This window comes from Streptomyces sp. JNUCC 64, assembly GCF_054484115.1.
Genome location: NZ_CM137015.1, coordinates 3,484,937 through 3,500,797 on the forward strand (window position 1 = coordinate 3,484,937; position 15,861 = coordinate 3,500,797).

The 15,861-nt window shown below is 75.3% G+C and carries 11 protein-coding genes and 1 CRISPR repeat array; of the genes, 7 read left to right on the forward strand and 4 right to left on the reverse strand.

Annotated elements, in window-relative coordinates; translation table 11 throughout:
• Positions 1-12 precede the first annotated feature (12 nt).
• From ACVWNX_RS14150 to ACVWNX_RS14160, 3 genes are all read right to left on the reverse strand, one after another.
• Positions 13-3,390 (reverse strand): sacsin N-terminal ATP-binding-like domain-containing protein, encoded by a 3,378-nt coding sequence (locus ACVWNX_RS14150; protein WP_454414283.1) that lies wholly within the window; start codon positions 3,388-3,390, stop codon positions 13-15.
• A 460-nt stretch (positions 3,391-3,850) separates the two neighbouring features.
• Positions 3,851-5,344: direct repeats of the CRISPR family, unit length 29 nt; unit sequence GTGCTCCCCGCGCGTGCGGGGGTGGTCCC.
• Positions 5,345-5,543: 199 nt separating this feature from the next.
• Positions 5,544-6,383, reverse strand: a complete 840-nt coding sequence (locus tag ACVWNX_RS14155; RefSeq protein ID WP_454414763.1) for a glycosyltransferase family 2 protein — start codon at positions 6,381-6,383, stop codon at positions 5,544-5,546.
• 35 nt (positions 6,384-6,418) lie between these two features.
• On the reverse strand, positions 6,419-7,780 hold the full coding sequence (locus ACVWNX_RS14160) for a tetratricopeptide repeat protein (RefSeq protein ID WP_454414284.1): 1,362 nt from the start codon (positions 7,778-7,780) through the stop codon (positions 6,419-6,421).
• Positions 7,781-8,023: 243 nt separating this feature from the next.
• On the opposite strand from ACVWNX_RS14160, the gene ACVWNX_RS14165 reads away from it, so the two are divergent.
• Genes ACVWNX_RS14165 through ACVWNX_RS14185 form a run of 5 tightly spaced genes read left to right on the forward strand, consistent with a single transcriptional unit; the run spans position 8,024 to position 11,125 of the window.
• The gene (locus tag ACVWNX_RS14165) at positions 8,024-9,052 is read left to right on the forward strand and encodes a radical SAM protein (protein WP_454414285.1); all 1,029 of its coding nucleotides are present in this window, start codon (positions 8,024-8,026) and stop codon (positions 9,050-9,052) included.
• Entirely contained in the window at positions 9,049-9,405 is a 357-nt protein-coding gene (locus tag ACVWNX_RS14170) for a hypothetical protein (RefSeq protein WP_454414286.1), read from the forward strand. Before ACVWNX_RS14165 ends, ACVWNX_RS14170 begins: the two co-directional genes overlap by 4 nt.
• The gene (locus tag ACVWNX_RS14175) at positions 9,398-9,877 is read left to right on the forward strand and encodes a hypothetical protein (RefSeq protein ID WP_454414287.1); all 480 of its coding nucleotides are present in this window, start codon (positions 9,398-9,400) and stop codon (positions 9,875-9,877) included. The genes ACVWNX_RS14170 and ACVWNX_RS14175 overlap by 8 nt, the downstream gene beginning before the upstream one ends.
• Positions 9,874-10,665, forward strand: a complete 792-nt coding sequence (locus tag ACVWNX_RS14180; protein WP_454414288.1) for an STM4013/SEN3800 family hydrolase — start codon at positions 9,874-9,876, stop codon at positions 10,663-10,665. Before ACVWNX_RS14175 ends, ACVWNX_RS14180 begins: the two co-directional genes overlap by 4 nt.
• Positions 10,666-10,681: 16 nt before the next feature.
• Positions 10,682-11,125, forward strand: coding sequence for an NUDIX hydrolase (locus ACVWNX_RS14185; protein ID WP_454414289.1), 444 nt, complete (start codon positions 10,682-10,684; stop codon positions 11,123-11,125).
• 343 nt (positions 11,126-11,468) lie between these two features.
• On the opposite strand, the gene ACVWNX_RS14190 is transcribed toward ACVWNX_RS14185, so the two are convergent.
• Complete coding sequence (locus ACVWNX_RS14190; RefSeq protein ID WP_454414290.1) at positions 11,469-12,560, reverse strand: DUF3027 domain-containing protein; 1,092 nt, start codon at positions 12,558-12,560, stop codon at positions 11,469-11,471.
• 972 nt (positions 12,561-13,532) lie between these two features.
• Between ACVWNX_RS14190 and ACVWNX_RS14195 the strand changes: the two genes are divergently transcribed.
• Positions 13,533-14,936, forward strand: coding sequence for an MFS transporter (locus ACVWNX_RS14195; protein ID WP_454414291.1), 1,404 nt, complete (start codon positions 13,533-13,535; stop codon positions 14,934-14,936).
• 402 nt (positions 14,937-15,338) lie between these two features.
• Positions 15,339-15,857 carry a DUF2771 domain-containing protein gene (locus ACVWNX_RS14200; protein ID WP_454414292.1) on the forward strand — a complete coding sequence of 173 codons (519 nt, stop codon included), beginning with the start codon at positions 15,339-15,341 and terminating at the stop codon, positions 15,855-15,857.
• Positions 15,858-15,861: the final 4 nt, after the last annotated feature.

Here is a 15,861-nt window from a genome sequence, read left to right on the forward strand (position 1 = left end):
GCGGCACAACCCTCAGTCGAACCAGCGGTCCCGCGCCAACTCGTCCGTCCGCGACGGGTCCTCCAGCAGCGCGGCGACCTCGAACCGTCGCGGCCACTGCCCCGCCGCCCAGGACAGGCCCGCCGCGACGCCCTCCAGGGTCGCCGCGTGGACCACCCCGTCGGCGGTGCGGTGCCAGTCGAGTTCCGTCTCCCCGACGGTGAGTTCCCCGTGTTCCGTGTACGTGGCCGGGGTCGCCGGTCCGAGCAGGGTACGCACCGGCTCCGGCACCACGCGCACCACCCCGTCGTCCGACACCGGATCCGTCACCACCGCGCCGAGCGTCCGCACCTGGAGCAGCTCGGCGAGCGCGGCGGCGACCGACGGGCGGACCGGCAGCAGCGCGCGCCCGGCGGCCAGCGGCAGCAGGTCCGGCGCGTCCGCGACCACCGCGTCCGCCGCGTCCACCACCGTGACCCGGCCGTCGACGACCGCCCGCAGCTCCTCCGGCAGCGTCACCTCGCCGGGGTCCAGCTCGGCCAGCGCCCCGTACAGGGCGTGCAGTTGGGCCGGGGTGACGTCCCGCTCCGGGTCCGCCAGCCGGTCCAGGAGCTCGGCGGCGCCGCCCGGCTCGTCCAGCAGCGCGGCCACCGAGGTGCGCACCCCGAGCGCCCGCAGCACCCCCTCGTCCTCGAACCCGGTGGCGTCCGCCGACTCGTACAGCCCCGCCAGCAGCGGGTCCGAACCGGCCGCCCGCAGCCCCGCCGGACGCCGTCCCTCCAGCACCGGATGACCGCGCAGCCACCAGGCCGTGTACGGGCGGACGGACTCGGTGGTGCCGTCCGGCAGCAGCACCCGCACCGGCTGGGTGAGCGCGTCCCGCAGCGGCGGGCGGGACAGCAGGGCGAGCGCCTCGGGCCAGCGGTCGTCGTCCACCAGGTCGAGGTCGCGCACCGCGACGAGTTCGGTGGCCACCGGCGGCACGGGCGTGTGCGGCAGCCGGTCCAGGACGTCCTCGCACCAGACGTCCACCGCGTCCAGCAGCCCGGCGTCGTCCGGCTCCGCGAAGTCGCCGTCCCGTGGCTCCAACTCGTCGGGGTCCAGGACCACGTCCGAGGCGCGGACCAGCGCGAAGTCCGCGAGGACCCCGCAGGCCGTCAGCGGCTGGGCGCCCCAGCGCTCGGCGAGGGCCGCGTCCACGGAGGCGAGTTCGCCGTCCCGGATGACCCGGGCGAACGGGCTGCCCGCGAGGACGAGTTCCCCGGCCGGGGCGAGTTCGCCGTCCTCGTCGGTGAGGGCCAGCGCGCCCAGCCACGGCTCGTCGCCGGGCGACAAGTTGGCGTCCCGGACCAGTCCGAGGACGAGTTCCGCGAGCTGTTCGGCGTCCGGCGCCCCGGCCGTCGCCGGGTCGTCGTCGTAGGGGTCGCCCCAGTCCTCGTCCTCCAGGGAGGCGGCGACGGCGGCCCGCACCTGCGGGGTGGTGAGCACCGCGCGGGGCGTGGCGGGCAGCGCGCCCAGCTTCTCCAGCAGCGGGTGCGCGGCGTCCGGGTGGGCGACCTTCAGCCCCAGCCGGGCCAGCACCGCCGGGGCGTCCGGGCCCTCGGCGGCGGACGGGCCCTGACCGGGCACCGGCAGCAGCACCTGACGGGGTCCGATCGTCGTCCGGCCGTCCGCGAGCGGCACCGGCAGCCCCGTCAGCCGGTCCGGGTCGACCCCGGCGAGGCTGTCGTAGAGCCGCCACCACCAGCCGGGTTCCCGCTCCAGCCCGGCGAGCCGGTCCACCGCGTCGGTCAGCGGCACCCGCGCCACGCCCAGGGCGCGCAGCTCGGCGCGGCGCTCCAGCCCCGCCGGGAGCAGCGTGGGCAGCACCTCGGCGAGCACCCGGACGGTGTCCGACCCGGCGCCCTCGACGAGTTCGGCGTCCCGGGGGCGCAGCGCGTGGCCGTCCTCGGGGGCGCGTTCGCCGTCGCCGCCCCACTCCTCCGGGGTGAGCCCGGGGGCGGGGGCGCGGTCGGCGGCGGGCGGCAGGAACGCGGTGCGGCGCAGCCGTTCCAGGACCGCCGCGCGGAGCGTCCCGTCGAGTTCGGCGCGGCCCAGCGGACCGGGCACCAGGTCGACGACCCCGGGGCCCACCGGGCGCCAGGCGGCGAGCAGTTCGGCGTAGGCGTCGGCGGCGCGCTCCACCAGGTGGTCCGTCAGCGGGCCGGGGGCGGCGTGCCGACGGGTCGGGTCCATCGGGAAGGACGCGACGAGCAGCGCGGGCAGGCCCAGCGGTTCGTCGCTGGGGGTCGGTGCGTGCAGCACCGGGGCGGTGCGGGGCGGCAGCGGGGCGCCGTCGCCGTCCACGGGCACCGCCCAGGTCACCGACCAGTACGGGCGCAGCCGCTCCTCGGTGGGCCGTCCGGCGAGGAGTTCGGCGGTCAGCGGGCCGCCCCGGCCGACGGTCCGCCAGCGGGTGGTGCCGTCGCGGGAGTCCTCGATCACCGTGTAGGGGGCCTCGGCGCGGCGGGCGAGCGTGCGGACGGTGCCGTCGGGCAGTTCGACGACGACCTCCGCGAGGCCCGGCAGGGTGAGCGGCAGCGCGGCGTCCACTCCGCTGAGCAGCCGCTCCGCGAGCTGTCGGGCGGCGGCGTCGCGCAGCGGCAGCACCACCGCCGTGTCGTACGGCGCGGGGACCTCGCCCGTCGCGGGCAGCGGCAGCCGCAGCAACGGGACGTGGCCCGCGCGCCGTCCGGCCTCGTCGCCCAGCGAACCGGGCGCGGTGTCGCCGCCCGCCGCCTCCTCGGTGAGCGCCCGCGCCTCGGCCAGCGACCAGCGGACGCCGCCGTCCCGGCTGAGCACGGCGGGCTCGTCACTGACGGTCAGCACGGCGGCGAACCCGACCCCGAACCGGCCCACGGCTCCGGCGCCGGTGCCGGTGCCGGTGCCGGTGCTGTTGCTGGTGCGGCTGTCGGTTCCTGTGCCGGTGCCCGTGCTGGTGCTGATGTCTGCGCCGGTGCTGGTGCTGGTGTCCGGGGTGGTGCCGTTGGCGCGGGGGCCGCCGTCCGGGTCGGTGCCGCCCCGCTTCGCGGAGGCCCGCAGCGTGGAGAGCGAGAGCGCGCCCTCGGCGTCCAGCGGGGCGCCGGTGTTGGCGACGGTGAGCGTGCCGTGCGGGCCCTCGTCCCGCAGGACGAGCCGCAGCCGCCCGGGGACGCCCGCGCGGGTCGCCGCGTCGGCGGCGTTCTGCGCCAGCTCCACGATCAGGCGGTCGCGGTGGCCGCCGAGCGCCAGGTCCTCCTCGGCGTTGGCGTCCTCCCGGAACCGGGTCGGTGTCGCCCGCCACGCGGTGAGGACCTCCTGCCGGAGCCGTGCCGTACCGAAGGGGTCCGGGGCTCCGGATGCCGGTACGGCGGCGCTCGCGAACGTGCTCACGGGGGGCTCCTTGTCCTCGGTCCTTCGGCCCTCGACCCCGGAAACCGGCCGCTCGGCCTTGCCGCCCGACGGTACCGCCTCGGGCGGGGGCGGCTTTCCTCGCGGGGGTCCGTGCGGTGCCGCACGGTTCCGCGCGGGGTCGGTACGGGTCGGTGGGGCACCGGGGGCCGTCCGGGCGGGCCGGGGTCCGGGTGGGTCGGGGACCGTCTTCGGCCGCGGGCCCGCCGTGGCCGCTCGCGCAGTTCCCCGCGCCTCTTCGGGCGCGGTGGCGCGGCGCCCGGGTTCACCGGGTGCGGATTCGACGGAACGGGGCGGGGCTGGACGGCTCGGCGGTAGCCTGGGCGGAGTTGGGGCGAGGCCGGGGTGGACGGACGGGGTGGGCGCTATGGGCGAAGTGCCGGACTTTCAAGTTCTTGCCAAAAACGGTGGATCGGCGGGATAAACCCGCTGGTCAGGAAGAGTGCTCCCCGCGCGTGCGGGGGTGGTCCCCACCGCTGAACCACCCAGGGGCGGCCCACCAGGTGCTCCCCGCGCGTGCGGGGGTGGTCCCTGTTGCCGATGATCCGGATGTCCTTCTGCCAGGTGCTCCCCGCGCGTGCGGGGGTGGTCCCCCCGCAGCCCCGTGTTGCCCAGACGTCCACCAGTGCTCCCCGCGCGTGCGGGGGTGGTCCCTGGTCGGACATCGCGTACTCGTTCGTGGTCTGGTGCTCCCCGCGCGTGCGGGGGTGGTCCCTTCATCGGCTACACAGCTCGGGTAGGCGCAGAGTGCTCCCCGCGCGTGCGGGGGTGGTCCCTGGCCGGGCAGCACCAGCGGGCCAAGGTGCTGGTGCTCCCCGCGCGTGCGGGGGTGGTCCCCCGGCGTCACCATGGACGACGACGCCGGGTTCGTGCTCCCCGCGCGTGCGGGGGTGGTCCCGGTCGAATTGACTGGGGCGAGGTTTGGGACCGGTGCTCCCCGCGCGTGCGGGGGTGGTCCCGTTTAATCGGCGGGGCCCCTCCGGGAACAAGAGTGCTCCCCGCGCGTGCGGGGGTGGTCCCACGTTCAAAGGGATGGCGGGAGTCGTCGACGCGTGCTCCCCGCGCGTGCGGGGGTGGTCCCGACTCGTTCTCCGGGGACGCGTCCGTCGTGAAGTGCTCCCCGCGCGTGCGGGGGTGGTCCTCATCAGGCCCCTGACTTCCTCTTCCATCAGCTGTGCTCCCCGCGCGTGCGGGGGTGGTCCCCAAAAAGGCCCCAGCGGTGATGGGCACCGCCGGTGCTCCCCGCGCGTGCGGGGGTGGTCCCATTGTCGCTCCACGTGGACTGGATGCCTCTGTCGTGCTCCCCGCGCGTGCGGGGGTGGTCCCCGGCCCTCGGGTCACTGACGGTGACGGGCGGGGTGCTCCCCGCGCGTGCGGGGGTGGTCCCGGTTCTACGCCGGGGCCAGCGGCCTGAAGGCCGTGCTCCCCGCGCGTGCGGGGGTGGTCCCTTCGCGTACGCGGGGGCCCGACGCCGGGAGGAGTGCTCCCCGCGCGTGCGGGGGTGGTCCCTCGTACGGTTCCAGGGACTTGGTGGAGGCGGTGTGCTCCCCGCGCGTGCGGGGGTGGTCCCAGCCGGTCGACGGACAGGGCGGAGATGGACTCGTGCTCCCCGCGCGTGCGGGGGTGGTCCCGTGGCCGAGTTGTTGATGACGGGCGGGGTGCCGTGCTCCCCGCGCGTGCGGGGGTGGTCCAACTGTCCGCCGGAGCCCTCCGCGTCAAGATCGGTGCTCCCCGCGCGTGCGGGGGTGGTCCCGGCATCGAACGGCGGGTGACCGGCGTCGCCTCGTGCTCCCCGCGCGTGCGGGGGTGGTCCCTTCTGGATCGCGGGGCGGTGGATGAGGTCGTCGTGCTCCCCGCGCGTGCGGGGGTGGTCCCTACCCCGGGCCGGGACGGCCCCACAGGTCCGCGTGCTCCCCGCGCGTGCGGGGGTGGTCCCGTCGGGGTGTTCACGGTGACGTCGGCGGTGAAGTGCTCCCCGCGCGCGGGGGTCCCGTTTCTGGAACGCGGAGTTGCTGACAGACGTAGCAGTGTGGTGTCGGCGTACTGCGCGACAGGCGCGACCTGCGGTCACGGGCAGGTGGGCGCGCGGACCGTGCCGACGACGGAGCGGACGGACCGACGGACCGGTCACCGCGTCAGATCACCGGTGGCCGCCCGAGCCGGGTCATCCGCCACACGGTCCGCCACCGCATCGGCTTCCTCGGCGGGCAGGGCACCCGGATCCCTTCGAAGAACCCGGCCCACCACGCCCTGAGCCCCGGCAGCGGGGGCTTCTGCGTCAGCGTGTACGCCGCCCACGTCGCCAGGTAGACCGGCACGAGCGGGGCGGGCAGGTGCCGTTTGGCCAGCCACACCCGGTTCCGGCCGGTGTTGCGGTAGTAGACGGCGTGCCGTGACGCCTCGGTGCGGGGGTGCCGCAGCACCATGTCCGCGCGGTAGTCGATGTCCCAGCCCGCGTCCAGGGCCCGCCAGGCGAGGTCGGTCTCCTCGTGGGCGTAGAAGAACGGGGCCGGGAAGTCGCCGACCTGATCGATCACCGCCCTGCGGATGGCGTGGGCGCCACCGGGGAACGTGGTGACCGGGCCGGAGGTCAACGGGTCGGCCCCACCGAGCCGGGGGACGTGTCTGCGCTGGCTCACGCCCTGTTCGTCGGCGATGCGGAAGCCCACGATCCCGAGGCGGGGGTTCGAGGTGAACGCCTCCCGGACCAGGGTCAGGGTGTTCGTGCGGGGCAGCAGCCCGTCGTCGTCCAGGACGAGCACGATGTCCACGCCACCGTGGTCGCGCAGCCAGCGCACGCCCGCGTTGCGGCCGCCGGGAATGCCCAGGTTCTCCGGTAGTCCGACACCCGTCACGCCGTCCGGCAGGTCGGGCGGTGCCACGCCCTGGCCGAGGACGACGACGGTCGCCGGGTCGCCTTCCTGGGCGGCCACGGAGTCGAGCAGGGTCCTCAGTTCGCGGGGCCGGTCCCCCATGGTGATCACGACGACGCCCACGGTCGGCTCGCTGTTCACGCCGTGGCCCTCAGCATCTCGGCGGCCCGCTGGTCCAGGCCCGCGGCACCGAGGACCCCGCGTCTGCGGTAGCCGACCGCCGCCGCCTGGATCGATCTGATCTCGTTGCGGCCCCGGTCGGAGAGCACGCCGTCCATGAAGTCCAGGGACCGGTTCCACAGGCCGACGGCCTCTTCGTGCCGGTGCTGGGCGGCCACCGCCTTGCCCAGGTTGACCATGGTCAGGCCGTGGACGCGCTGGTAGGTGCCCGGGGTGCGTCCGGCCAGGGCGGTCCGGTAGTGCCGTTCGGCGGCCGCGTGGTCCCGCATGGCCGTCAGCGTCTTCCCCGTGTGCGAGGCGACCGTGGCCGTCACCGGTCCGGACGCCGCCGCGTACGGGCGTGCCGGCTCGCGGGTGTCCGAGACCGCGTCCTCGGCGGTCAGCAGCGCGGCGGCGGCCTTCCGGCCCTGCCCGCTGGCCCCGTACGCGCGGGCGCACGTCACCAGCAACAGCGCTTCGGTCTGCCGGTCGACCTTCCCCGACGCCCGCCGCAGCGCTTCCTCGGACAGTTCCACGCACGAGCCGACATGGCCGAGGTCGAGGGCCTGATGGGTCAGGGCCCGCATCAGCCAGGGCGCGTGCCCGTCCCGGTCGGCCTCACAGGCCAGTTGGTAGCCGAGCAGGTAGTAGCGCTGCGCGGCGCCTTCGCGGCCGAGGTCGTGGTGCTTCCAGCCCACCAGCGTCGCCAGCTGCGCGGCCGCCCCGAACGCCTGCTCGCGGACGGTGTCCGACGGGAAGCGGGCCTCCAGCATCGGTGCGACGGTGTCGGTCAGATAGGCGGTGACGGTGGTCAGACCGTGACCCCCGCCGAGCCGCTCGTCGACGCCGCGGAACGTCTCGGTGAGCTGCCGGACCGTCTGGACCTCTCCAGAGCCGACGGTGCCGCCGCGTCTGGCCGCTCTGAGGAGGGCGGCCACGGCATCGTGGTCGTAGACCAGGGGCAGGCCGACGGCGGTCGCGGCGAACGCGGAGTTCAGGAAGTCCCGTCGGCGGAGCATCACGTCTCTCCCGAGATCGGCGGCGGTGGCCAGCGGATCGGCGCCGAGCGCCTCCCCGGTGCCTGCGCAGCCTAGGCCGATCCCGGCGACCGTCACGCGCCGTTTCACCCTTCTGGTGAGGGCTTCGGCGATGTAGTGCGGCGTCTGGCCCGATGGTGTGCCTCCGGCCAACCAGTAGGCGACAGCCGAGGGACCGGTGCTCAGCCTCTGGCCGGCCTCGGCGGCGACGGTACGGATCTCGCGCGCGAGCGCGTAGTAGGTGACGCCGGCCTCGGCGATGACGGCCGCCAACGCGCTGTTCGGTGTCCGGATCTCCGCCAATTCCAGCCCCTCCCGCAACCGATCTTGAACGCCTTGAACGGGTTGCCACCGACTCCACCGTACTCACCTTCCGCTCACGGCGGTTCACTCAGAGCCAGCCTTCCCGGCGGGCCACTGCCACGCCAGCCACCCGTCGGGGTCCGGTACCCGCCCGCCCACCGCGTGCGGCGCCGTGCCCGCGTCACCCGAACCGGCCGCCCCGACGCCGCCGGAGTCCACCACTCGACTCACCAGGAGGAAGCCGTGACCACCGTCCCTCTCGACGCACCCGCAGCCCCCGCGGCCGACTGGACCGCGTTCCGGAACTTCGCCGCCCTCGGCGGCCAGTTCCGGATCTCCCTCACCCCGGTCTGCAACATCGCCTGCTGGTTCTGCCATAACGAGGCCGATGTGCCGCCCCCGGTGACCCGCCGCGACCGGACCCGCAAGCCTCGACCGCGCGAACTCACCGCCGACGACTTCCTCACCCTGATCGCGGCCGTGCGGGACGCGGGGCTGAACCGGGTCTTCTTCACCGGCGGCGAGCCCCTGACCTCTCCGCTCGCCCGGGCCGTCCTCACCGGCCTGGAGCCGCCCGGACCGGGCGGCTCGTACACGTTGATCACCAACGGCACCCGCGTCCGCACCCACCAGACCTGGCTGGCCGAGGCCCCGCTGGACACGGTGAAGGTGTCCCTGCACTACTTCTCCGACGAGTCGATCCGGGCCATCGCCGGCACCCGCTACGGCATCGACCTGGTTCTGGACGGCATCGAGGCGGCCCGGGAGATCTTCCCGAACGTGGAGATCAATTGTCTGCTGCAGAAGGAGAACGAGCACGAGGTCCGCGACATCCTCGACTTCGCCCTCGCCCGGCGGATGCCGGTCCAGTTCATCGAGCTCGTCGGTACCGGCTTCAACGAGGGCCGGGCCGCTTCCGCGGTGTCGGCCGACACGGTCATCAGTCATCTGCGGACCCTCACCGGCTCGGAGCGGGTGCGGATCGCCGGGGTCGGGCAGGGCCGCCGGATATTCGACGTGGACGGCGTCCCGGTGGAAGTCATCCACCGGGACCTCGGCCGCCACCACGTCGGCCAGTGCGGTGCCTGCCCGGTCAAGCCGAAGTGCGTCGAGGGCTTCTGGTCGCTACGCGCCGACCACGGCGGCGGCATCCAGCCGTGCCTCCTGCGCGACGACCTCCGCCTGGACATCCGCGACCTGCTCCATGAGCCCGCCCGGCTGGCCGAAGCCGTCGCCGGACACGTCTCCGCCTTCACGGAGGGCACCCTGTGAACCAGGCCGAACTGCCGCCCGCGTACGCGCCCCTCGCCCGCGACGATGGCCGACAGGGCCCGTTCATCGTCCTGGAGGGCGTCTCCGGGGTCGGGAAGACCACACTCGCCCGGCTGCTGATGACCCGTTTCAAGGGCACCAGCCCACGTACCCTGCCCGAACCCCACGGCGCCTGGTCCCGGGACTCCCACATGCGGCCCCTGCCGCAGCTCGCCCTGCTCAAGCGGCTCCGCGAGAACTTCGAGACCGTCGCCAGCGCGGACCCGACCGCTGTCGTCCTGCCCACCGACGGCCTCACCTTGGGCGAGCCCGTCGACCGGATCGCCACCCATCTGGGAGGCCCACGTGCTTAACCCCGTCGACACCGACACCGTGATCCGTGACGGCGGTGCCCACGGCCGGTACCCGGACGAGATCCATACCGCCGTCGCGTGGTGGCTGGCCGCGTGCTTCGTCGTCACCGCTCGCGCCGACCGGCTCGTCGTCGCCCACGACGGCCGCCCTGCCACGGCCGGGTTCTTCGACCGGCTGGGCAGCGGCGCCGTCAACGCCCGGCACTACGCCTGCGAGGTCCTCGACCTCGGAGCCGCGAGTGAGGAACAGCTCGTCGAGGCCATGGCCCGCGTCGGCCGGGCACCCGGCATACGGGTCGCCACCGACTGCGGCAGGGCGGCGATCACCTGCTTCGACCGGGACGGGAAGCCGCTGGCCGACCGGACCGGGCTGCTGGTGATCCGTCGCATGATCGCCGAGGACCGCGTACCGATCCCCGTCAACAGCGCGTCCCGGGGCCGGATCCGCCCCTACGAGGAGGTGCGGACGTGATCGACGCGGCCGAGACGATCCGCAGCGGCACCAGCATCCTGTTCGTCACGCTCGACTCCCTCCGCTACGACGTCGCCCGCGACGCCTTGGCAGAAGGACTCACCCCGCACCTGGCCGGACTGTTGCCCGGCGGCCGGTGGGAGCACCGGCAGACGCCCGGCACGTTCACCCTCCCCGCCCACATGGCTTACTTCTCCGGGTTCCTGCCCAAGCTGCCCCGGCCCGAGCAACCGCCCCGCCTGTGGGAGTGCCGACCACCCGCGTTCAAGACCGTGCCGCCGGAGACGTTCGTGTTCGACGCCCCCGACCTGCTCACCGGGCTCGGGCAGCACGGCTACCGCACGGTGTGCGTCGGCGGGGTCACCTACTTCTCCCGCGAGACGCCGCTCGGATCGGTCCTGCCCGCGATGTTCGACGAGGACCACTGGCGCCCGGAATTCTGCTCGCCGGAGCCGGACTCCACCCGACACCAGGTCGACCGGGCCCTCACCCTGGCCGACGCGCACGCGGACCGGCCGCTGTTCCTGTTCGTCAACGTCTCGGCCACCCACGTCCCCCACGGGCACTACATCGGGCGAAGCACGGACAGCACCACGTCACAGAAAGCCGCCCTCGCCTACGCCGACCCGCACCTCGGCCGCCTCGTCACCACCCTGACCAGCGGCCGTCGCTGGCTGATCATCCTGTGCGCCGATCACGGCGACGCCTTCGGCGAGGGCGGCTACCGGGGCCGTGGCACGGCCCGCCCGGAGGTGATGAACGTTCCGTACGCCGCCATGGTGCGCTGAACCGTACGCTCGACGGATGAGCGGAGCACCGGAGCGCCCCGAGCGGGACGCGGCCGTCATCGTCGCCGTGGACGCGGAAGGGCTGGTGGCCGTACTCTCCGCCGACTTCCCCGACCATGGCGGCGAGTACCTGTTCCTGCCCGGCGGGCGCCTGGAACCCGGCGAAGGCCCGGAGGAGTGCGCCCGCCGCGAGCTGCGGGAAGAGGCCGGGGTGACCGCCGAACGGTGGCGGCACCTCGGCACGTACGCCATCACCCTGGGCAGCGGTGCCCGCGTCCATCTGTACGAGGCCCGCGAACTGACCCTCGGCCCCCAGCAACTCGCCGCTGGCGAGGACGATTTCCAACTCACCTGGTGGACCCTGCGGAACGCCGTCGACGCCGCCGCCGACGGCCGTTTCCTCCTCCCGGCCGGGCCCCTCGCCCTCATGCTCGCCGAGCGGTCACCACGCCTGCCGTAGAAGGCTCGCAGACCGGCGGGACGGGGTGGCGCCCACGCACGTCACGAGTGGGCGAGACCGGCGTACGCGCGGCTGCGGGCGGCAGCACAGCGGTTGACGGCAGCACTCACGGCGCCGCTCACGGCGCCGGAGACCGCTCGGGTCACTGGCGTCACGGACGCCACATCACCGCGCGCCGGAGCGGACCTCGCACCCCACGGGTGGCCCCGCCGCGCGGACGGACCCACGACCCCACCGGACTCGGGCCCCGCCCACCACCACCGGACGGGACCGGCACGGCGCACTTCACGCGCGGCCCGGAACGGGAGCCCACGACCCGCGACGGCCCACCCGCCCGGACGGGCTACGAGTGGCCCAGGTCCTCCGCCGGGGTCGACAGCGGCACGGAACCCGCGTCCGCCGTCGGGTGCAGCGGGAAGACCTCCACCGCCGTCTCGTCGAGCACCGGCGACCGCACCCCGTTGCTCCTGGGCACCACCGCCGCCTCGGAGTGCGCGCCGCATCCGTACGCCAGGGAGACCAGTCGGCCGTCCGCCGGGGCGAACTCGTTCGCGCAGACCCCGAACACCTGTCCGAGCGATCCGCCGAGCGGGGCCAGGAACCCGCAGCTGCCGCAGTTCGAGGGCGCGGCCTGCGCCATCGGCGTCCCGGCGCCGAACGCCAGGTCCCACCGCTCGGCGGCCTCCCGCAGCCCGTCGCGGGACAGCACCCGCACCCGGCCCAGTCCCAGTTCCGTGGCGACCGACGCGATCTCCGCCCGGGTGGGCGTCACCGGGCGCGCGGGCGGCGGACCGTCCACTCCGGGCGCCGCCTCCCCGGCGGCGGCCAGCTCCTCGGCGTCGGCCGAGCGGACCGAGTTCGGCGCGGGCACGTCGTCCCCCGTCCAGCCGCCCGCGAGACGCGGGTCCCCGGGCGCGGCCGGGCCCTCGCCCGGCTCCGCCGCGTCGGCGTCACCCGAACCGGTGGGCGCCGCCGCGCCGGACGTGTCGGCCGTCCCCGACCCCTCTGCCGTTCCGGTGGTCTCCCCGGCCGTCGCCGCGCCGGGGTCCGTGACCCCGGGCTCCAGGCGGTGGTCGTCGTCCTCGGTGGGCAGCAGATCGCCGGGGCCCAGGTCGCCGGGGCGCAGCCGCTCGCTCCAAGGGAGCCATTCGGGTGCCAGCAGGGCGTCCGGGCCGGGCAGCAGAACCGTCTCGTCGATGGTGACGACCCGGGCGCGGGAGGCGCGGGCGACCGTCGTGGCCCAGCGCCAGCCCCGGTAGCCGGGTTCCTTGCACTCGAAGAGGTGGGTGAGCACCCGGTCGCCCTCGACGACCATCCCGACGTGCTCGCCGACCACGCCCGGCGCGGCGGCCTCCTCGGCCGCGGCGCGGGCCAGTTCGACCGCCTCGGCACACGCACGGTCGGGGGTGCGGCTTCGCGTTGTCGCTGCGCTCACGGGTATCGCTTCTCTCCTACGCCGTCTGACGGGTGCGCCTCCTGTCGGGCGGCGGACCGGTTCCACCGGGAACGCGGACGGAGCGGACCTGTGGGCCGCGTCGACGTCCGCGCCCGGCCTCCCGGGCGCACCAGTGCCCATCCATTCTGCGTGACGGGCGAGAGGCGCGCGGCCGGGACCAGTCACCGCAGGCGCGTTACGCACGCTACCCTCTCCGGCGGCCCGCGCCCACACCGGCGTACGGTGCGGCTCGCGTTCGTTCCCGGCCCGAGACCTTGTCGGGGGCCCCGGGGACCCCGTACGGGACCCCGCGCGGGACCTCTTCCCGGACCTCCCCGGAGACCGGCCGGGCCTCTTCCGGGATACCCGAGGAGGTCGATCGGGACGTCTCGGGGATCCCCCGGCAGGTCGGCCGGTACATCTCCGGGATCCCCCAGGAGGTTGGCTGGGGCGTCTCCGGGATCCCCCGGGACGTCGGCCGGGGCGTCTCCGGGATCCCGATCCCCTCAGGAGGTCGGCCAGGGCGGCCCCCGCGTCGCCCCGGCCCCGGAGGCCGCCGGGGCGGACGGGAACACCGCCGCAACCGCCCCGGGTGCCGTACCGGGATGCCGTACCGGCCACGGCCACCGCCCGGGGACGGCAACCGTCACCGCCACCGCCGGCACCGAACGCCGTACCGGCCACGGCCCCGCCGCCCGGGGTACGGCGACCGCCACCGCCGCCGCCCCGGGACGGCGGCGGGAACGCGCCGGACGCGTCAGGCACGCCGGGCCCTCAGCGGACACCGGGGACACCGGGACACGGAGGAGCCCCGGGCCGCCAGGTGCCGTCGGGTGCCGTCGGGGGACACCAGGGAGCGCACCGGACGGCGCCCGCCTTCCCCGTCGCGCCCCGGGTGACACGTGGGCCACGCCACGTCGGGCGGACGCCGTATCCGCGCCGCCCGTGCCCCGCAGGGGGCACTATGACGGGGTGGCAGTCGCCAGGTCGTCCCGCTCGTCCGGTGCCCCGGGCGGACCCGGCCCCCTCCGCCGGGCCGGTCGCACGGTGGGCCGCGCCCTGCACCTGCCGATCACCGGGACCGCCCGGGGCATCCGCCGGGCCACCCACGCGCAGGGAGCGGGCGAGTCCGGCCTCGGCAAGCTGATCGAACTGCACGCGGTGAACGGCGCGGGTGACGTCATGATCACCGTGGCGCTGGCCTCCACCGTCTTCTTCGCCGTCCCCACCGACGAGGCCCGCGGCCGGGTCGCCCTCTACCTGGCGATCACCATGGCCCCGTTCACCCTGCTCGCCCCGGTGATCGGCCCGCTGCTGGACCGGTTGCCGCACGGGCGGCGGGCCGCGATGGCGGCGGCGATGCTGGCCCGCGCCGTCCTCGCGCTGCTGCTGTCGGGGTTCGTCGTCACGGGCGGACTGGAGCTGTACCCGGCGGCGCTCGGCGTCCTCGTCGCGTCGAAGGCGTACGGGGTGGTCCGCAGCGCGGTGGTGCCCAGGTTGCTGCCGAGCGGGTTCTCCCTGGTCCGGGCGAACTCCCGGGTCACCCTCGCCGGGCTTCTGGCCACCGGGGCGGCGGCGCCCGTGGCGGCCGGACTCCAGTTCGTGGGGCCGCGCTGGCCGCTGTACGGGGCGTTCGTGGTGTTCGTGGCGGGGACCTTCCTGTCGTTCCGGATGCCCCACAAGGTGGACTCCGCCAAGGGCGAGGTCCGGGCGCTGCTGACCGCCGAGCCGCCGCCGCCCCGGCCGCCGGGGGAACCGTCCCGGGGCGCCCGGCGCCCCGGGCTGCGCACCGTCGGCCCGGCGGTGACCCACGCGCTCGCCGCGAACGCCGCGCTGCGCTGCCTGTCCGGGTTCCTCATCTTCTTCCTGGCGTTCCTGCTGCGCGAGCACCCGGTGACGGGGCAGAGCGCGGCGGTGTCGCTGGGGATCGTCGGGGTCGCCGCCGGGGCGGGCAACGCGCTGGGCACGGCGGTCGGCGCCTGGCTGCGGACCCGGGCCCCCGAGGTGATCATCGTGGTGGTGACCGCGGGGGTCCTCGTCATGGCCGTGGTCGCGGCCGTCTTCTTCGGGGCGGTGCTGGTGGCGTGCCTGGCCGCGTGCGCGGGGTTCGCCCAGGCCCTGGCGAAGCTGTCCCTGGACGCGCTGATCCAGCGGGACGTCCCCGAACTCGTCCGGACCTCCGCGTTCGCCCGGTCGGAGACCCTCCTCCAGATGGCCTGGGTGCTCGGCGGCGCGGTCGGGATCGTGCTGCCGCTGAACGGCACGCTGGGGCTGCTGGTGGCCGCCGGGATCGTCGCCACCGGCTGGCTGACGACCACCCGCGGGCTGCTCGCGGCGGCCCGGCACGGCGCGGCGCCGCGTCCCCGGGTGGCCTGAGCCTCCGTCCCTCGCCCCCGGTGGCCTGGGCTCCCGTCCCTCGTCCCCCGGTGGCCTGGGCTCCCATCCCCCGGTGGCCTGAACCTCCGTCCCCGTCCCCGGGGCCGCCCGAGCCCGCCCCGCCGCCCCGCTCCCGCGGAACCCCGTCCGGGCACACCCCGCCGACCCGTCCGGGCCCCCGGTGAGCCCTTCCCCGAGCCGGGACGGACCTCGCCGAGGACCCGGCCGGGGGGACCTTCCCGGACCGGAGCGGCCCCGCCGAAGCGCCTCCCCGGAGCCGGGGCGGGTCCCGTCGGAGCGCCTTCCCGGTACCGGCGCGGGTCCCGTCCGGGGGCCGGGGCGGACACGGCACGCCGTACCCGCGTAACACACGGGTGGCGGGCGCCCGCTAGCCTTTCCGCCATGACGTCCCTGTCCGCGGCTGAGCCGCACCTCAAGTCAGCCCCGGCCTCCGCGCGCTCCCGTCGGCTCCGGCGCACCGTCGCCGCCGCGGGTGCCGTCTCCGCCGCGCTGCTGGTCCTGTCGGCCTGTGAGAAGCCGACCGCCGTCGCCACCGTCACGGTCGGGGACGAGTCCGTGAACTCGGAGGCGGTCTGCTACCAGGACGGCAAGGCGATCAAGCCCGCCGACGTGGAGAAGTGCCTGAAGGACACCGAGGACGTCAAGTCCATCGAGGTCGACCCGGACGAGACGGTCCGCTTCGGCGTGGACCCGAGCATCGCCGAGAAGGAGTGGACGATCCTCCTGAACGGTCAGCGGCTCACCGACTACAGCAAGAAGACCTACCTCGCCATCCCCGGCAGCGTCTTCTTCAACGAGCAGTACGGCGCGAACGGGGAGCGGACCACCGTGACCCTCGCCGAGGGCGGCGAGAACAAGATCACCGGGCTCTGGTCGTTCCAGCTCAAGAAGGCGTCCTGACGGT

What these genes read in the sequence shown, in the direction of transcription:
- ACVWNX_RS14155 (WP_454414763.1), bottom strand. Translation starts at nt 6,383, where the DNA reads ATGGGGGACCGGCCCCGCGAACTGAGGACCCTGCTCGACTCCGTGGCC.
- ACVWNX_RS14185 (WP_454414289.1), top strand. Translation starts at nt 10,682, where the DNA reads ATGAGCGGAGCACCGGAGCGCCCCGAGCGGGACGCGGCCGTCATCGTC.
- ACVWNX_RS14200 (WP_454414292.1), top strand. Translation starts at nt 15,339, where the DNA reads ATGACGTCCCTGTCCGCGGCTGAGCCGCACCTCAAGTCAGCCCCGGCC.